Origin of the sequence: Actibacterium naphthalenivorans, from assembly GCF_014196965.1 — a bacterium.
Taxonomy (GTDB): Bacteria; Pseudomonadota; Alphaproteobacteria; order Rhodobacterales; family Rhodobacteraceae; genus Actibacterium_A; species Actibacterium_A naphthalenivorans.
This window is the reverse complement of sequence record NZ_JACIEQ010000001.1, coordinates 1,167,686-1,185,152: the sequence shown is the minus strand read 5'-3', so window position 1 is coordinate 1,185,152 and position 17,467 is coordinate 1,167,686. Positions and strand designations below refer to the sequence as shown.

18 protein-coding genes are annotated in these 17,467 nt (G+C 65.2%); 12 read left to right on the top strand and 6 right to left on the bottom strand.

The window, feature by feature from the left end:
• Positions 1-57 precede the first annotated feature (57 nt).
• Both GGR17_RS05905 and GGR17_RS05900 read left to right on the top strand, forming a co-directional pair.
• A complete protein-coding gene (locus GGR17_RS05905) occupies positions 58-1,443 on the top strand; it encodes a leucyl aminopeptidase family protein (RefSeq protein WP_054537725.1) in 1,386 nt (461 codons plus the stop codon).
• Complete coding sequence (locus GGR17_RS05900) at positions 1,440-2,273, top strand: C40 family peptidase (RefSeq protein WP_054537726.1); 834 nt, start codon at positions 1,440-1,442, stop codon at positions 2,271-2,273. Before GGR17_RS05905 ends, GGR17_RS05900 begins: the two co-directional genes overlap by 4 nt.
• Here the strand turns inward: GGR17_RS05900 and GGR17_RS05895 are convergent.
• Entirely contained in the window at positions 2,270-2,614 is a 345-nt protein-coding gene (locus GGR17_RS05895) for a DUF2794 domain-containing protein (protein WP_054540273.1), read from the bottom strand. The two genes, GGR17_RS05900 and GGR17_RS05895, sit on opposite strands and share 4 nt — an antisense overlap.
• A gap of 254 nt (positions 2,615-2,868) precedes the next feature.
• Positions 2,869-3,486, bottom strand: a complete 618-nt coding sequence (locus GGR17_RS05890) for a TetR/AcrR family transcriptional regulator (RefSeq protein ID WP_054537727.1) — start codon at positions 3,484-3,486, stop codon at positions 2,869-2,871.
• A 150-nt stretch (positions 3,487-3,636) separates the two neighbouring features.
• Here GGR17_RS05890 and mbfA point away from each other — a divergent pair, with 150 nt between their 5' ends.
• The 7 genes from mbfA to GGR17_RS05855 all read left to right on the top strand — a co-directional run bounded on the left by mbfA (position 3,637) and on the right by GGR17_RS05855 (position 9,171).
• Positions 3,637-4,614: an iron exporter MbfA gene (mbfA, locus tag GGR17_RS05885; protein ID WP_037206858.1), complete on the top strand. Its 978-nt coding sequence runs from the start codon at positions 3,637-3,639 to the stop codon at positions 4,612-4,614.
• Positions 4,615-4,693: 79 nt separating this feature from the next.
• The gene (fghA, locus tag GGR17_RS05880) at positions 4,694-5,527 is read left to right on the top strand and encodes an S-formylglutathione hydrolase (protein WP_054537728.1); all 834 of its coding nucleotides are present in this window, start codon (positions 4,694-4,696) and stop codon (positions 5,525-5,527) included.
• Positions 5,528-5,615: 88 nt separating this feature from the next.
• On the top strand, positions 5,616-6,293 hold the full coding sequence (locus tag GGR17_RS05875; RefSeq protein WP_054537729.1) for a class I SAM-dependent methyltransferase: 678 nt from the start codon (positions 5,616-5,618) through the stop codon (positions 6,291-6,293).
• 25 nt (positions 6,294-6,318) lie between these two features.
• The gene (locus GGR17_RS05870) at positions 6,319-6,774 is read left to right on the top strand and encodes a YaiI/YqxD family protein (protein WP_054537730.1); all 456 of its coding nucleotides are present in this window, start codon (positions 6,319-6,321) and stop codon (positions 6,772-6,774) included.
• Positions 6,771-7,394 carry an HAD family hydrolase gene (locus tag GGR17_RS05865; RefSeq protein ID WP_054537731.1) on the top strand — a complete coding sequence of 208 codons (624 nt, stop codon included), beginning with the start codon at positions 6,771-6,773 and terminating at the stop codon, positions 7,392-7,394. The genes GGR17_RS05870 and GGR17_RS05865 overlap by 4 nt, the downstream gene beginning before the upstream one ends.
• Positions 7,391-8,311, top strand: a complete 921-nt coding sequence (locus tag GGR17_RS05860) for an ornithine cyclodeaminase family protein (protein WP_054537732.1) — start codon at positions 7,391-7,393, stop codon at positions 8,309-8,311. The genes GGR17_RS05865 and GGR17_RS05860 overlap by 4 nt, the downstream gene beginning before the upstream one ends.
• Positions 8,308-9,171 carry an alpha/beta fold hydrolase gene (locus GGR17_RS05855; protein ID WP_054540274.1) on the top strand — a complete coding sequence of 288 codons (864 nt, stop codon included), beginning with the start codon at positions 8,308-8,310 and terminating at the stop codon, positions 9,169-9,171. The genes GGR17_RS05860 and GGR17_RS05855 overlap by 4 nt, the downstream gene beginning before the upstream one ends.
• A 2-nt stretch (positions 9,172-9,173) precedes the next feature.
• Here GGR17_RS05855 and GGR17_RS05850 read toward each other — a convergent pair whose 3' ends face one another.
• The gene (locus tag GGR17_RS05850) at positions 9,174-10,421 is read right to left on the bottom strand and encodes an MFS transporter (RefSeq protein ID WP_054537733.1); all 1,248 of its coding nucleotides are present in this window, start codon (positions 10,419-10,421) and stop codon (positions 9,174-9,176) included.
• A 115-nt stretch (positions 10,422-10,536) separates the two neighbouring features.
• Between GGR17_RS05850 and zapE the strand changes: the two genes are divergently transcribed.
• Entirely contained in the window at positions 10,537-11,613 is a 1,077-nt protein-coding gene (zapE, locus tag GGR17_RS05845; protein ID WP_054537734.1) for a cell division protein ZapE, read from the top strand.
• Positions 11,614-11,673: 60 nt separating this feature from the next.
• Here zapE and GGR17_RS05840 read toward each other — a convergent pair whose 3' ends face one another.
• The 3 genes from GGR17_RS05840 to GGR17_RS05830 all read right to left on the bottom strand — a co-directional run bounded on the left by GGR17_RS05840 (position 11,674) and on the right by GGR17_RS05830 (position 14,842).
• Complete coding sequence (locus tag GGR17_RS05840; RefSeq protein WP_054537735.1) at positions 11,674-12,948, bottom strand: bifunctional folylpolyglutamate synthase/dihydrofolate synthase; 1,275 nt, start codon at positions 12,946-12,948, stop codon at positions 11,674-11,676.
• Complete coding sequence (accD, locus tag GGR17_RS05835; protein ID WP_037206839.1) at positions 12,945-13,895, bottom strand: acetyl-CoA carboxylase, carboxyltransferase subunit beta; 951 nt, start codon at positions 13,893-13,895, stop codon at positions 12,945-12,947. The genes GGR17_RS05840 and accD overlap by 4 nt, the downstream gene beginning before the upstream one ends.
• Before the next feature lie 65 nt (positions 13,896-13,960).
• Positions 13,961-14,842, bottom strand: coding sequence for a CPBP family intramembrane glutamic endopeptidase (locus GGR17_RS05830; protein ID WP_054537736.1), 882 nt, complete (start codon positions 14,840-14,842; stop codon positions 13,961-13,963).
• A gap of 126 nt (positions 14,843-14,968) precedes the next feature.
• On the opposite strand from GGR17_RS05830, the gene ilvD reads away from it, so the two are divergent.
• Entirely contained in the window at positions 14,969-16,702 is a 1,734-nt protein-coding gene (gene ilvD, locus GGR17_RS05825; protein WP_054537737.1) for a dihydroxy-acid dehydratase, read from the top strand.
• Positions 16,683-17,372, top strand: a complete 690-nt coding sequence (locus GGR17_RS05820; RefSeq protein ID WP_054537738.1) for a hypothetical protein — start codon at positions 16,683-16,685, stop codon at positions 17,370-17,372. Before ilvD ends, GGR17_RS05820 begins: the two co-directional genes overlap by 20 nt.
• The last annotated feature ends 95 nt before the right edge of the window (positions 17,373-17,467 follow it).

Below are 17,467 nucleotides of genomic sequence, written 5' to 3'. Positions count from 1 at the left end.
TGCGGGCGGGGCCAATCCGGCTAGTCTGGCGCCATGTTTCCCAAACCGGAGCGTGCCATGCCGCCGACCTTTGCCCCGCCCACCGCGCCCTCGATCCCCGTTCATGTGGTGGCGGAGGACGGGCAGGAGGCGTTTCGCGCGGCCCTGCCCGCCGCCCATGCCAAGTGGCTGGAGCAGACGGGTTTCCGCGCCGGCCTTGGCGAGTTGCGGCTGTTGCCGGGCGAAGACGGGGCGATTGCCGGGGCGGTGGCGGGCTATGGCACGCCTGCGGCCCGTGCGCGCGGGCGGTTCCACCTTGCCGCCGCCGCCGCCGCTCTGCCCGAAGGTACCTATCACCTGCGCTGCGACCTGCCCGACGATACGCGGGCCGAAGAGGCGCTGGGCTGGTTGCTGTCGGGCTATGCCTTCGATCGCTATCGCGCGCAAAGCGGCGCCACAGCCGCGCTGAAGGCGCCGGCGGGCGTGGATGCGGCACGGCTGGAGGCGATCGCGGCCGGCGAGGTTCTGACCCGTGATCTGATCAATACGCCCGCCGCCGACATGGGCCCCGAGGCGCTGGAGGATGCGGTGTTCGCACTGGCCGCGCAGCACGGGGCCGAGGTCGGCGCGGTGCGCGGCGACGCGCTTCTGGCGCAGAATTTCCCGATGATCCACGCCGTGGGCCGCGCCGCCGCGCAGGCGCCGCGCCTGCTGGACATGCGCTGGGGCGATGCCGGCCCGCGCCTGACGCTGGTGGGCAAGGGCGTGTGTTTCGATACCGGCGGGCTGAACCTGAAACCGGCCTCTTCCATGGGTCTGATGAAAAAGGACATGGGCGGCGCGGCCACCGTTCTGGGCCTTGCGCATATGATCATGGCGCTGGGGTTGCCGCTGCGGCTGCGGGTGCTGATCCCGGCGGTCGAGAATTCCGTTTCGGGCGCGTCGTTCCGGCCGCAGGATATCCTGACCTCGCGCAAGGGGCTGACTGTCGAAATCAACAATACCGATGCCGAGGGGCGGCTGGTGCTGGCCGACGCGCTGGCCCTGGCCGATGAGGAGCAGAGCGATTGCATCATCTCGATGGCGACGCTGACCGGCGCGGCGCGGGTCGCGGTCGGGCCCGATATCGCGCCCTTTTACACAGGGTCGGATGATGCGGCGGATGCGATTGCCCGCGCTGCGGCGGCGGTGGCAGATCCGGTCTGGCGCATGCCGCTGCACGCGCCCTATGAGGCTATGATCGAACCGGGCATCGCCGATCTGGACAATGCCCCCAAGGGGGGATTCGCCGGCTCGATCACCGCCGCGCTGTTCCTGCGCCGGTTCGTGAGCGCCGCCCCCGCCTATCTGCATTTCGACATTTACGGCTGGCAGCCCACGGCGGCCCCGGCCCGGCCCAAGGGTGGCGTCGGCATGGGCGCCCGCGCGATCCTCGAGGCGCTGCCGGAGCTTCTGGCGCTATGAGTGACCGCCGCCTGATCCCGGCCAATGCCCGCGTCGCCGCCGCCGAGCTGGAGGGGCAGATCCAGGCGGAGCGCTATGCCGCCGGAGAGATCCGCCAGATCGGCGGCGTGCCGCTGAGCACGCTCTGGTCGGCGCCCGAATGCGGCCACCGCGACCGGCAGCTTTTGCCGGGCGAGCACTTCCGGGTGCTGGAGATCGTCGGGGGCTTCGCCTTTGGCATGGCGCAGAAGGATGGCTACGTGGGCTATCTGCGCGCGGCGGATCTGTGCGATGCGATCGACAGCACCCATTTCGTCTGCACGCCCGCCACCCATGCCTATCCGGCGCCGGATATGAAGCGGCTGGAGATCATGCCGCTGTCCTTCGGATCGCGGTTTCGCGTCGTTTCGGGGGCCGGGGGGTTTTTCGAGACCGAAGAGGGGTATTTCATCCCCAAGCCGCATCTGCGCCCGCTCAACCGCCCGTTTCAGGACGCGGCGACCATCGCCCAGCTGCATTTCGGCGCGCCCTATCTGTGGGGCGGCAATTCGATCTGGGGCATGGATTGCTCGGGTCTGATCCAGGCCGCGCTGCTGTTTTCCGGGTTGGCCTGCCCCGGCGATACCGATCTGCAAGAGGCCGCTCTGGGCCAGCCGCTGGATGATGGCACGCCGCCCCGGCGCGGCGATCTGTATTTCTGGAAGGGCCATGTGGCGATGGCGGTTGACGGTGAAACCCTGATCCATGCCAACGCGCATCACATGGCGGTGGCCTATGAGCCGATCGCCGAGGCAATCGCCCGCATCGCGGCGCAGGGCGATGGCGCGGTCACCTCGCGGCGGCGGCTTTAGTCCACCGCGCGGATCAGCTTTTTCTCGAGCCCGCGCAGGACCGTTTTCAAATCGTGCCCGCGTTTCAGAATCTGCCCGTCCATCCCGATCACGGCATACATTCCCTGCCGTCCGCGCAGCTTGGGCCGCTTTTCGATACGGTACAGCGGGTGTTCCGCGGTGCGCCGAAACACAGAGAACACGGCAACCTCGCGCAGGCAGGAAATGCCGTAGTCACGCCATTCGCCAGCGGCCACCATACGCCCGTAGAGCGACAGGATCATCCCAAGCTCCTGCCGGTCAAAGCTCACCTGTTCCGGTGCGCGGGGGGCGGGAAAGGGCGTGGGCGTCTGAATTGTCATGTGCAAAAACTGGACCCGTTTGCGCCGCAAATCAAGCATTGCCCCTGTTTTGCCCGGAAATCACCTTTGCTTTTCCGCGCGCCGACCCATTCGCTGCCCGGTTTGGCGGCGACAACGAAGCTGTAGCGAGAGAGCTACCCCGGCGGTGCGGAGTATCAGCCCCCACCCAGTCTGCACCGTCGGGGCCTATTTCGACGGAGAGACCCCTGCCAGCAATGGCGGGGGTCTTTTCGTCTGTCGGTGCCCCTGTGGGATCAGGCGCCGTAGCGCGCCATGAAGGTGGCCACGGCGCCGTCGATGACCCGGTTGATTTCTTCGCTGGTGAAGCGCCGGTTCATGCCGAATACCATTCGCAGGAACAGATCGGCCTTGCACAGCTCGCTGAACTGATCGGCGGCCAGCGGGATATCCTCGATCACAAGATCACCGCGCGCGACCGCCTGTGCCAGAAAGGCCGTGATATGGCTGTGCACATGGGCCGGACCCGAATCGTAGAAGGCACGGCCGAGTTCGGGGAATCGGTCACTTTCCGCCACGCAGATGCGGAACACGTTCTGCCCGAACTCGGACAGCGAAAAGCTCACCAGATGGTCGGCGGTGGCGCGCAGAACATCGGCCACGGGCGCCGAGGGGTCGATCGCCGACAGGGCGCGCTCTGCCTGGCGGTTGCATTCGGTTTTGGCCACTTCCAGGAACAAAAGGCGCTTGTCCGGGAAATAGCTGTAGAGTGTCGCCTTGGAAACCCGCGCCGCGCGGGCGATGTCATCAACGCTCGCGCCTTCGAACCCGTCGTTCAGAAAGACATCCCGCGCGCCTTCCAGAACCTGTTCGAACTTGCGGCCTTTCTTGATCTCACCGTCGATGGCGCTCATGCTGTCGTCCTTTCGTGCATACAACCTTAAACCGAGCTGTTCAGTTCCGGCAAGCTGCCCGTCGAGCCCACAGCCGGCGGACAATTTTTCGCATTGCGGCGCTGCGGTGTTTCAATATCTTAGAATTGTTCTAACAATTTGGATGGCAGCATGATTCCCGGTTTCACGCAGAGGCGGCGCTTTTCGGATCTCAGCGATCAGGAAATCCTCGCCCTGGCGATTGCATCGGAAGAAGACGATGCCAGCATCTACCGGACCTATGCCGAGCAGTTGCGCGAAGAGTTTCCCGACACGGCCATGGTGTTCGAGGATATGGCCAAAGAGGAAGACGCGCATCGCCGCCGCCTCATTTCCGTTCATGAACGGCGTTTCGGCTCGACCATTCCGCTGATCCGGCGCGAGCATGTGTCGGGCTTTTATGCCCGCCGTCCGGTCTGGCTGACACAGAACCTTGGCCTGGAGCGGATCCGGGAAGAGGCCGAGATGATGGAGCGTGACGCCGAACAGTTCTACCTTCGCGCCGCCGCGCAAAGCACCGACTCGGCCACGCGTGAGCTTCTGGGCGATCTGGCCGCGGCCGAGGCCGGCCATACGGCGCTGGCCGGCGGGGCCGTGAAAGCGCATCTTGATGAAGAGGCGCGTGACCGGGAAGGCCGCACCGCCCACCGGCAATTCGTGCTGACCTGGGTTCAGCCCGGGCTGGCGGGGCTGATGGACGGCTCCGTCTCGACCCTAGCGCCGATCTTCGCCACCGCATTCGCAACGCAGGATACCTGGACCACCTTTATCGTCGGGCTGGCCGCGTCGGTCGGCGCGGGCATCTCGATGGGCTTTACCGAGGCGGCGTCGGATGACGGGGCGATTTCCGGGCGCGGGTCGCCCTTGAAGCGGGGCATCGCCTCGGGGGTGATGACCGCTGTTGGCGGGCTGGGCCATGCGCTGCCCTATCTTATCCCGCATTTCTGGACGGCGACGATCATTTCCATGATCGTCGTGTTCGTCGAGCTGTGGGCGATTGCCTGGATCCAGAAGAAATACATGGACACGCCATTCTTCCGCGCCGCGTTTCAGGTTGTGCTGGGCGGGGCGCTCGTATTTGCCGCCGGGGTGCTGATCGGCAGCGGCTAGCCGCGCCCGCGGCGGTTCTGAGCCTTGCCCCATCCGCGCAGGCACGTTACCTCCTGAGGGCAGGCATCAGGAGGGCAAGATGTTCGAAACCGTTTCCGAAAACCGCTGTTTTGACGGTGTGCAGGGGGTCTATTCCCACGATTCCGATGTTTGCGGATGTAACATGACCTTCGGGCTGTTCCTGCCCGAAGAGGCGGCCGAGGGCCCGGTGCCTCTTTTGTGGTATCTGTCGGGGCTGACCTGCACCCATGAAAACGCCATGACCAAGTCCGGCGCCCAGGCCTGGGCGGCCGAACATGGCATCGCGCTGGCCTTCCCCGACACCTCGCCGCGCGGCGAAGGGGTGGCGGATGATGATGCCTATGATCTGGGGCAGGGCGCCGGGTTCTATGTGAACGCCGTTCAAGAGCCTTGGGCGCCGCATTACCGGATGTGGGATTACGTGGCCACTGAACTGCCGCGCCTGTTGTTCAACAATTTCGCGCTGGATGAAGAGCGGCAGGCGATCACCGGCCATTCCATGGGTGGGCACGGGGCGCTGACGCTGGCGATGAACCATCCGGGGCGCTATGCGTCTGTCTCGGCCTTCGCGCCGATCGCGCATCCCAGCATGTCGGACTGGGGGCGCAAGCAACTGACGGCCTATCTGGGCACGGATACCGATGCCTGGGCGCGCCATGACGCCACGCTGCTGATGCGGGAAGGCGGGTTTGCCGGGCCGGTGCTGATCGATCAGGGGGCCAGCGATCAGTTTCTCGACCTGCTGAAGCCAGAGGCGCTGGCCGCCGCCATCGCCGAGGTGCGCCAGCCGGGCACCTTCCGGATGCACGAGGGCTATGACCACAGCTATTTTTTCGTGTCCTCGTTCATGGAGGATCATGTGAGCTTCCACGCCGATGCGCTCTACCGGTAACGGCGAAATCGGCCGGTTGCGGGTTTCCGCCGGGGGTGCGGCATGCAAAGCTCGTGAATGAAATCGGACCGCTTCAACGGGAGAGACCATGAAAAAACGCCGCAGCCTGCATGAGATTTTCCTGTCGAACGGCGGCCCCGTCGTCAACAAGTGGCTTCACTATTTCGACATTTACGAAAAGCATTTCGCGCGTTTCGTCGGAACCGCCCCGACCATCCTGGAGATCGGCGTGTTCAAGGGTGGTTCGCTTTACATGTGGCAGGAATATTTCGGCGAGGGCACCCGGATTGTCGGCCTCGACATCAACCCGGAGTGCAAGCAATACGCGGGCGAGAATATCGAGGTGGTGATCGGCTCGCAGGATGATCCCGCGGTGCTGGATGACCTGCTGTCGCGCTATCAGTTCGATATCGTTCTGGATGATGGCAGCCACGTGATGGAACATCTGAACGCCTCGTTCGGCCTGATCTACGACAGGATATCGCCGGACGGGGTGTATATGCTCGAGGATCTGCACACCTGCTATCTGCCGCGCTGGGGTGGCGGGCTTAAACGCGAGGGATCGTTCATGGAAACGGTGAAGGACCGGATCGACGATCTGCACGCGACCTATTGCAAGGATCTGCCGGTGTCTGATTTCACCCGCTCCACCGCGTCGATCAACATCTACGATTCGATCGTGGCCTTTGAAAAACGGCCGCAGGGCGCGCGCCTGCACGTCAAGTCAGGGGCGATGGGCCTGCTGCCATCGGATTTCGCGCGCTGAGCGTGCCGGGCCGGGGGGCTGCGCGATGATCTATGTTGATGCCGATGCCTGCCCGGTGAAGGCCGAGGTTGAACGTGTGGCCAACCGTCACGGCGCCCGCGTCTTCATGGTGGCCAATGGCGGGCTGCGCCCGTCGCCCAACCCGCTGGTCGAAATGGTTTATGTGCCCGAAGGCCCCGACGTGGCCGATATGTGGATCGCCGATCGCGCGGGTCCGGGCGACGTGGTTGTCACCGGTGACATCCCGCTTGCCGCGAAATGCGTCGAGGCCGGAGCCCGCGTGCTGCGTCACAACGGCGAGGCGTTCACACCCGGCAACATCGGCAACCTGCTGGCCACGCGCGATCTGATGGCCGATCTGCGCGCGGCCGATCCTTTTCGCCAGGGCGGCGGGCGCGCCTTTACAAAGGCCGACCGCTCCCGTTTTCTCGACGCATTGGAGCGCGCGCTGCGGACCGCGCTGAAGGAGAAGAAGCCATGACCCCCGAGGCGGTGATTTTCGACATTGGCAACGTGCTGATCGAATGGCAGCCCGAACGCTATTACGACAGCGTCGTGGGCGAGGAACGCCGCCGCGCGATGTTCGCCGCCGTCGATCTGCACGGCATGAACGACCGGGTCGACAGGGGCGAGGATTTCACCGGCGTGATCTATGAAACCGCCGAAGCCTATCCCGAATTCCGCGACGAGATCCGCATGTGGCGTGACAAATGGATCGAACTGGCCCAGCCGGTGATCCCGCATTCGCTGCATCTGATGCGGGCGCTGCGGGGCAAGGGTGTGCCCGTCTTCGCGCTGACCAATTTCGGCATCGGCAGTTTCGATTATGCGGTGCCCTTCTATCCCTTCCTGAAGGATTTCGACCGGCACTATATTTCGGGCCATATGGGCGTCATCAAGCCCGATCCGAAGATCTACCAGATGGTCGAGCGCGATTGCGGCATCGCGCCCGACCGGCTGCTGTTCACCGACGACCGCGCCGACAACATCACCGCCGCCGCCGCGCGCGGCTGGCAGACCCATCTGTTCGAGGGGCCGCGGGGCTGGGCCGAGCGCCTTGTTCAGGCCGGCTTGCTGAGCGCGGAGGAAGCCGCGGCTTGAGCGCCACATTCATTCCCTTCGACGCCTGCGAGCCGTTGCTGGACTGGCACGCGCTGACCGATGCGCTCGCCGCCGCGCATGAGCTGCCGAGGGCGCGGATCGGCGATACCTTCCTGCTTCGTGATCCCGACACGCTGCTGTCTCGCTCCGCCTGGATCGAGGGGATGGGCATGGCGGTGAAAACCGCAACCGTGTTTCCCGGCAACCCCGCGCATGACCGGCCCGCCGTCAATGGCGCCGTCAGCCTGTTTTCCGACATCGACGGCACGCTGGAGGCGATCGTCGATTTCCATCTGGTGACGAAGTGGAAAACCGCGGGCGACAGCCTGCTTGCCGCCAGACGCCTGGCCCGGCCCAACAGCAAGGTGATCCTGATCATCGGTGCGGGCACGGTGGGCCATTCGCTTTACGAGGCCTATGCCAGCGCCTTTCCGGGCGCGCGGTTTCTGGTCTGGAACCGCAATGCCGCCGGGGCGGCCCGGATGGCGTCGGCCTTCCCCGATGTCGCCACCACCGATGATCTGGAGGCGGCGGTGCGGCAGGCCGATATCGTGACCTCTGCCACCATGGCGCAGGCGCCGCTGATCCGGGGCGAATGGCTGCGCCCCGGCCAGCATATCGACCTGATCGGCGCCTATCGCGCGGATATGCGCGAAGCCGACGACACCGCCCTCAGGCGCGCGAGGATCTTCGTTGACAGCCGCGATACCACGCTGAACCATATCGGCGAGCTGAAGACACCGCTGGAGCAGGGGGTGATCACCCGCGATGACATCATAGCCGATTTCTATGATCTGCCCTCGGGCCGTTTTGCCCGCCGCACGGAGGAGGAAATCACGCTCTTCAAGAACGGCGGCGGTGCGCATCTGGATCTGATGACCAGCCGTTATATCCTGAAGGAATGGGGGCGCGCGTGATCTGGCTGCTGCTTTTGCCGCTTGCGATCCTGGCGCTTTGGGCGGCGTCTGCCCTTGCCGAACGACGCCGTCGGCCCATGGATGACGCCGCCCGCGCCGATGCGCCTGGGCAGTTCGCGCGGCTTGCCTCGGGGGTGACCCACTACCGCTGGGACGGGCCGACACGCGGCCCGGTCGCGGTGTGCATCCACGGGCTGAGCACGGGGTGCCAGGGCTGGGATCCGGTGGCGGGCAACCTCGCCATGATGGGCTACCGCGTTCTGCGCTATGATCTTTACGGGCGCGGCCTGTCGGACCGGCCCGGGGGCGATCAGGATCGCGCGTTCTTCTTGACGCAGCTGCGCGAATTGCTGGCCGATCAGGGGCTGCGCGACGGGCTGATGCTGGTCGGCTATTCGATGGGCGGCAGCATCGCCGCCGCCTTTGCCGCCGAGGCGCCGGAAAAGGTGGACCGGATCATACTGCTGGCCCCCGCCGGGCTGGGCCACACGCCGGATCGCGGGGCGGAATTCTGCCGCAGGGTGCCGGTGCTGGGCGACTGGCTGTTCCGGTTGTTCGGCGCCCGGCAGGTGGCCGAGGCGCGCTTTCGCGGCTATCTGCCCGCCGTCCTGTCAAGCCGGCGCCACATGCTGACCGAAGATATGGCGCCCGAACACCGGATCATCGCGCAGCAGGGCATTCCGGTTCTGGCGATCTGGGGCGAACAGGATGCCGCCATCCCGCTGACCGCCGTCGGCCGGCTGGCGCAGATCAACCCCGCCGCCTGGCAGGTGGAACTGCCCGGTGCCACCCACGCGCTGCCGGTGACGCATCCGGGTGAAATCCATGCCGCGGTGCAGGAGTTTCTTCGCGAGCTCTGACGTCAGGCCACGGCCGCGCGGGGGCCGGCCACGCGTTCGCGCACCGGCAGGTGGACGATGGCCGAGAATGCGCCGATGCCGACGCCGATCCACCACACCAGCGTGTAGTTGCCGTAAATGTCGTAAAGCCGCCCGCCCAGCCATACCCCCAGGAACGATCCGATCTGGTGCGACAGGAATACGATCCCGTAGAGCGTGCCCATATAGCGAAGCCCGTAGATATGCGCGACGAGCCCCGATGTCAGCGGTACCGTGGCCAGCCAGAGCGCCCCCATCGACACCGAAAAGACCAGAACGGAGGTGGGCGTTATCGGCAGCATGATGAACAGCCCCGCCGCGATGGTGCGGCCCAGATAGATCGCTGCCAGAAGGTATTTCTTGGTGTAGCGTTTGCCCAACCAGCCGGCGGTGATGGTGCCCGCTATATTCGCCAGACCGATCAGCGAGATCGAGATCGCCCCCAGTGCCGAGGTCGTGGAAACACCAAGCGCGGCCAGGGTGCCCGACGGGTCGATCGCGCCGCACATTTCCGTGACGAAGGCGGGGAAATGGGCGGTGATGAAGCCAAGCTGATAGCCGCACGAGAAAAAGCCCAGGAAGATCAGCGTAAAGGACGGGTCGCGGAAGGCACGCATCAGGATTGCTCCCATGCCTTCTTCCGGTTCCGCGCGGCTCGCGGTCTGCGGCGCGCGCATCATCGGCAGCGCCAGCAGCGAACACAGGATCACGGCGGCGAAGATCAGGAACACCTGCTGCCACCCCATCATGCCCAGAAGCCATTCCGCGGTGGGGGCGCCGAACACCTGCCCGGCAGACCCGGCCGCAGTGGCGATGCCAAGCGCGAGCGAGCGGTTTTCATCGCTCGCCGCGCGGCCCACGACCGCAAGGATCACGCCAAACCCAGTGCCGGCCACGCCGAATCCCACGAGAATTTCCAGCAACTGGTGCTGCCCGGGGGTGACGGCATAGGACGACAGCACCAGACCTGCCGCATAGGTCAGGGCGCCCAGAATGATCGCCTTGCGGTCTCCGAATTTCTCGGCCATGGCGCTGAACAATGGCTGCCCGATCCCCCAGGCGAGGTTCTGGATGGCAATCGCGAAGGAAAACTCCTGCCTGGCCCAGCCGAATTCCGTGGCGATCGGAATCTGAAAGACACCAAAGCTGGCGCGGATGGCGAAGCTTGCCATGATGATGATGCATCCGGCCACCAGAACCGGTGTGACAAGTGGTGTGCGCGCTGTGCTCATTCTGTCTTCCCTGTGTCGCGACAGGGTTAACCCGCCAGCATACCGCGTCAATCCGGATAACGTATTGGCTGCGCCATCTTTTCATATCTGGCGTGGCGTTTTATGGGTGGGCGCGATGTATGATACGCTGCGACAGAAATATGACCGCCTGGTGACAGAGGGGGCGCTGCACGGCGACCCCGGCCAGATGGCCGTGCTCGACCCTCTGGAACGGGTCCGGCGCGGGCTGGAAAGTTCCGCCGCCGAAAAGCGCGGGTTTCTGCTGCGCCGCAGAAAGCCAGAGCCGGTCAAGGGGCTGTACCTTTGGGGCGGGGTCGGGCGCGGCAAGTCGATGCTGATGGATTTCTTCTTTTCCAACGTCGCGATTCCGGAAAAGCGGCGGGTGCATTTCCATGCGTTCATGCAAGAGGTTCACGCCGATCTGCACAAGGTGCGGCAGAAGGGCGAACAGGATGCGCTCAGGCAGGTCGCCGCGCAGATCGCCACGGACCTGCGGTTGCTGTGTTTCGATGAGATGCAGATCACCGACATCACCGACGCGATGATCGTGGGGCGGTTGTTCGATCTGCTTTTCGAGCATGGCATCACGGTCGTCACCACCTCGAACCGGGTGCCGGACGAGCTCTACAAGGACGGGTTGCAGCGCGATCGGTTCCTGCCGTTCATCGAGGTGCTCAAGCAAAAGCTCGAGGTGCATCACCTCGCCTCGCCGACCGATTACCGGCAGAACCGGCTGTCGGGGGGGGAGGTGTATTTTACCCCTGCCGACGCTGCGTCGCGAGAGGCGATGGCGGAGATCTGGCGCGATTTCACTGATGGCCGGGGCGCGCCGCTGACGCTGACCGTGCAGGGCCGCGCGGTGGAGGTGCCGCAGTTTCACAACGGGGTGGGGCGGGCGACCTTCTGGGATCTGTGCGCCAAGCCGATGGGCCCGGCCGATTACCTTGCGATCGCGGGTGCGGTCCGGGTGCTGATCCTGGAGGATATTCCCTGCCTTGGCCGCTCCAACTTCAACGAGGCAAAGCGGTTCGTGACCCTGATCGACGCGCTTTATGAAGCCAGGGTGCGGCTGATCTGTTCCGCCGCGGCCGAGCCGGAGATGCTATACCTCGAAGGCACGGGCGCCTTCGAGTTCGAGCGCACCGCAAGCCGGTTGCGCGAAATGCAGGATGCCGAATGGGGGCAGGAGTAGGAAGAATTTTCACGAAAATTCTTCGGTCTGAAAAATCTTCGTGAAGATTTTTCTTCCTGCTCAGGCGTTTTCCTGAAGCACGTCACCGGCCAGATACAGAGATCCGCAAATCAGGATACGGGCGTGGGGATCGGTGGCGACGATATCGGAAATCGCTTCGTGAACGGTGTTCGATGTTTTCGCGGCAAGCCCGACTGACGTTGCCGCGGCGGCTGTGTCACCGGCCGGCAATGTCGCCGTCGCGCCGGGAATGGACACCGCGTGCAGGGTTTGCGCGACGCGCGCGAAGGGGCGCAGATAGCCGCTGACATCCTTGGTGTTCAACATGCCGCAGATCAGGTGCAGTGGCCGTGCGGGCAGGCGGGTCAGCGCCTCGACCAGCGCTTCGCCCGCTGCCGGGTTATGCCCGCCGTCGAGCCACAGCTCGGCGCTGTTGGCGGCCTCTGCCAACGGGCCGCGGCGCAGGCGCTGCAGGCGCGCGGGCCAGCTTGCCCGGGTCACTGCCGCCTCACATTCCGCCTCGCCGTAGCCCAGCAGGCGCAGGCCGGCAAGCGCGGCGCCGGCGTTGATCACCTGATGCGCGCCGATCAGCCCGGGCAGGGGCAGATCCAGCAGGCCGGTTTCATCCTGATAGACCATGCGCCCGCGTTCTTCCCACACATGCCAGTGCTGGCCATGCGCCAGCAGCGGCGCGCCCAGCCGGGCGGCCCGTGCCTCGATCACTTCCATCGCGTCGTCCCGCTGGGGGCCGACCACGCAGGGCACGCCGGGCTTCAGGATGCCGGCCTTTTCGCCGGCGATTTCGCGCAGCGTTTCGCCGAGATACTGCTGATGGTCGATCGACACCGGGGTGATGACCGTCAATGCCGGCTTGTCGACCACATTGGTGGCATCCAGCCGCCCGCCCAGCCCGACCTCGAGCAATGTGTAGTCGGCCGGGGTTCGGGCGAAGGCCAGAAGCGCGGCCACGGTCGTGATCTCGAAATAGGTAATGCCCTCGCCGCCATTGGCGCGTTCGCATTCATCCAGAAACGCGGTCAGGGCGGCGTCGGTGATCACCTGTCCGGCCAGGCGGATGCGTTCGTGAAAGCGTACCAGATGCGGAGAGGTATAGGCATGCACGCGCTTGCCGGCCGCCTCCAGCCCGGCGCGTATCATTGCCTGGGTAGAGCCCTTGCCGTTGGTGCCCGCGATATGGATCACCGGCGGCAACTGGCGTTCGGGATGGCCGAGCGCGGCCAAAAGGCGCCAGACACGGTCGAGCGTCAGGTCGATGATCTTCGGGTGAAGGGTCATCATCCGTTCCAGGATGACATCGCTGCCGGGCCGGTTCACGCCTTGGGCTCATCCGTTTGCGGGGCTGCCACGTCTTTTGCCGGAGCGGGGGCCGCCGGGATGGGCTCGGGCGCGGGCAGGCTGCCGCGCACGGCGGGGGGCAGGCCCATCAGCATCCGCACCACGGTAATCAGCTCTTCCCGCAGCTCGGTCCGGGCGGTCACGCGGTCGAGCATGCCGTGGTCCAGCAGGTATTCGGCGCGCTGGAACCCTTCGGGCAGCTTTTCGCGGATGGTCTGTTCGATGACGCGGGGGCCGGCGAAACAGATCAGCGCGTTGGGCTCGGCGATCTGCACATCACCAAGCATCGCGTAAGAGGCCGTGACGCCGCCCGTGGTCGGATGGGTCAGCACGACGATATAGGGCAGCCCCGCCTCTTTCAGCATTTCGACGGCCACGGTGGTGCGCGGCATCTGCATGAGCGAAAGGATGCCTTCCTGCATCCGCGCGCCGCCGGCGGCCGAGAACAGGATCAGCGGCCGGCCAAGTTCTACCGCGCGGGTGGCGGCGGCGATGATGGCATTGCCCACATACATCCCCATCGATCCGCCCATGAAGCGGAAATCCTGCGCCGCGGCGACAATCGGCGCGCCGCCGATCTCTCCTTGTGCCACCAGCATCGCCTCGGCCTCGCCGGTGCTTTTCTGCGCGGCTCTCATGCGGTCGGGGTATTTCTTCTGGTCACGGAAATGCAGCGGGTCTGCCACCGGCTGTGGCACGTCGATCTCGGAGAAGATGCCGCCGTCGAACAGGGCGGCGAACCGGGCGCGCGGCGCGATCGGCATATGGTGGTTGCAGTTGGTGCAGACGTTCTGATTATCGCTCAGCTCGCGGTGGAACAGCATGGTTCCGCATTCGTCGCATTTGGTCCAAAGGTTCTCGGGCACCTCGCGGCGCGAGAAGAGCGAGTTGATCTTCGGACGGACGTAGTTGGAAATCCAGTTCATCGGGCGGGCCCATAGCTGTTCGGTCGCGCCCGAGATAAGCCGGGCCGCGACGAATTGCAATCTGACTAACGCAACAGAACGAAGCGCAGCAGCCGCCAGATCAGCACCATCATCAGCAGATTGAGCACCATGTCCAGCGGAACCGGGCCCGCGTCGGAAACGGTGTAGGGCGTGACATACAGCGACAGACCGGTGATCGTTCCCTGCGTCGACAGGAACAGCAGGCTGACGCTGTTGTTGATGAAATGCAGGCCCATCGCGGCGCCGAGGCTGCCGGTCTGTTCGGTCAGATCCGCCGCGATCAGCGCGAAGGCCAGGGTGACGGCGATGATCATCCAGGCGTTCAGCCCGGCCTCGGGGTTCCAGTGCAGCGATGCGAACAGAACCGCTGGCAGCCCCATCCAGATCCAGCGCGCGGTAAACCGGGCGGCAAGCTGTTGCTGCAGGTAACCCCGGAACAGCATCTCTTCGGCCGAGATCTGAACAAGCAGCAGCACCAGCGCCAGCGGCAGGCACCGCAGCCACAGGCCAAGCGGCAGGTTGAGTTCCGGCGCCGAAAACAGCCACGAACCGGCGGTCACGATCGCGTAGACGGGGATCAGCGCCCCGACCGACACAAGGAAATCGCGCCGCACGTCGGGCCAGGGGCCGAAAAGAGAGCCGGGCCCGCGAAAGTGGCAGGCCGCGGCGGCAAGGACGACGCCAAGCGCCATGCCGACAAAGCTGAGCAGGGCAAACAGCGTGGGGGCAGGTTCGGAGGGCGCGCGCAGCTTTTCCAGAAAGCCGAAATACCCCTCGGCCCCGATGACGGGATAGAGGACAACCAGCATCAGCGCGAAAAACGCGAAGTAGATGAATCCGATCAGCAGAATGCCAATAAGCAGCCGCCAGATCTGGGGATAAAGCCGGGCGGGGCGGATATAGGCCTCGAATTCCGGGGCACGCATGGGCTGTCCTGACTGTCTGCTCGCTTTCGCGGAAGGCTAGCCTGCCTGCCCGCGACCTTCAATCGCGCTTGTGAAAGCGGAATGTGGCGGCTATTCCCGATGCAAGCCAGACCCGAGGAGGACCTCATGCGCAACAGCCGTTTCGACAAATCCACCCTGCCCAGCCGCCATGTGACCGAAGGCCCCGCGCGCGCGCCGCACCGGTCGTACCTTTATGCGATGGGGATCAGCGAAGAGGAGATCCACCAGCCGCTGGTCGGCGTCGCCACCTGCTGGAACGAGGCGGCCCCCTGCAACATCGCGCTGAACCGACAGGCCCAGTCCGTGAAACAGGGCGTCAAGGTGGGCGGCGGCACCCCGCGCGAGTTCACCACCATCACCGTGACCGACGGCATCGCGATGGGGCATGAGGGCATGCGCTCCAGCCTCGCGTCGCGCGAAGCCATCGCCGACACGGTGGAACTGACGATGCGCGGTCATTGCTATGACGCGATCGTGGGCCTTGCCGGCTGCGACAAGTCCCTGCCGGGCATGATGATGGCGATGATCCGGCTGAACGTGCCGTCGGTGTTCATCTATGGCGGGTCGATCCTGCCGGGCCGTCTGAACGGGCGCGACCTGACCGTGCAGGATGTGTTCGAGGCCGTGGGCCAGCATCAGGCCGGCAACATGTCCGACGCCGAACTGGATATCCTCGAGCGTGCCGCCTGCCCCAGTGCCGGCGCCTGCGGCGGCCAGTTCACCGCCAACACCATGGCCTGCGTGTCCGAGGCCGTGGGCCTTGCGCTGATGAACTCCTCTGGCGCGCCCGCGCCTTATGAGAGCCGCGACCAGTATGGCGAGGCTTCCGGCCAGGCGGTGATGAATCTGGTGGAAAAGAACATCCGCGCCCGCGATATCGTCACCCGCAAATCGCTGGAAAACGCCGCGCGCGTGGTGGCCTGCACCGGCGGGTCGACCAATGCCGGGCTGCATCTGCCCGCGATGGCGCATGAGGCCGGGATCGATTTCGACCTGTTCGACGTGACCGACATCTTCCGCGACACGCCCTATTTCGTCGATCTGAAACCGGGCGGTCAGTATGTGGCCAAGGATCTCTACGAGGCCGGGGGCGTGCCGGTGGTGATGAAAGAGCTGCGCAAGGCCGGGCTGATGCACGAAGATTGCATGACGGCCAGCGGCCGCACCATGGGCGAAGAGCTGGACCTGATCGCGCATGAGGCCGATGGCCGCGTGATCTATCCGGTCGAAACCCCGATCAGCGCCACCGGCGGTGTTGTCGGCCTGAAGGGCAACCTTGCGCCCGAGGGTGCCATCGTGAAGGTGGCGGGCATGAGCGAGGAGCAGCAGGTGTTCACCGGTCCGGCCCGTGTGTTCGAATGTGAGGAAGAGGCCTTCGCCGCCGTACAGGCCCGCAGCTACAAGGAAGGCGAGGTTCTGGTGATCCGCAATGAAGGCCCCGCAGGCGGGCCGGGGATGCGCGAGATGCTGGCGACCACTGCCGCCCTTTCGGGCCAGGGCATGGGCAAGAAGGTGGCGCTGATCACCGATGGCCGGTTTTCGGGCGCGACGCGCGGCTTTTGCGTAGGCCATGTCGGCCCCGAGGCCGCGCATGGCGGGCCGATCGCATTGGTAAAGGATGGCGACGTCATCACCATCAACGCGATCACCGGCGAGATTTCCGTCGCGGTCAGCGATGCCGATCTGGCCGCGCGCAAGGCCGATTGGAAGGGCCCGCGCAAGACCAACTATGCCGCTGGCGCGCTGTGGAAATATGCGCAGCTTGTGGGCGATACCCGCCGCGGCGCCGTCACCCATCCCGGAGCGAATGCCGAGACGCATGTCTATATGGACCTCTAAGATCAGGGCGGCGCTGGCCGGGTTTTCGGCGCTGGCGCTGCTTTCGGGCTGCACCGACGGGGGCCTTCTGGCGACCACCGGCCTGGGCGGGCAGGCGTTTTCGCGCCAGGCGCCCGAGCGTCTGCCGGTGCCGGGCAGTGCCGTCGTGGTTGCGGGGCCTGCGGGCTATTGCATCGACACGGGCGCGTCCAGCGTCAGCGAAGGCGACAGTTTCGTGCTGCTGGCAAGCTGCGCCGCCGTGACACACAACCCAGAGGCGCGGCGGCCGCTGTTTCCCGCCCTGCTGACGGTTTCGGTTTTCGAACCGCCCGTCGGCGATACGCCCCTGACGGACGAACATGCGCAGCTTGCAGCCTTTTTCACCTCTGACGAAGGGCGTGCCGCGTTGTCGCGCGATGGCGATCCTGCCACGGTCGAACTGATCAGCACCGATACCCAAGGCGGCGCTTTTTTCCTGCATGCGCGGGAACAGAACAGCGACGCCCGGCCGGGGCTGGGCGCGGATCACTGGCGGGCAATCTTTACGGTGAACGGGCAGCGCGTTTCGGCATCTGTGCTGTCGTTGCGGGATCATCCGCTGGCGGCGGGCGCGGGACGTGGCACGCTGAACACGCTTGTCGCGCGCATCCGCCGCGAAAGCCGTTTGCCCAAAGCGCAGCCGGACGCGTGAGAAGCGCCTGCCAATTGGATGATTTCCAGAAACAAATCAACATTGAGCGGGTGAATCGTTCACTCATTTGCCCTAATGTCGATTCACCGGGTAAC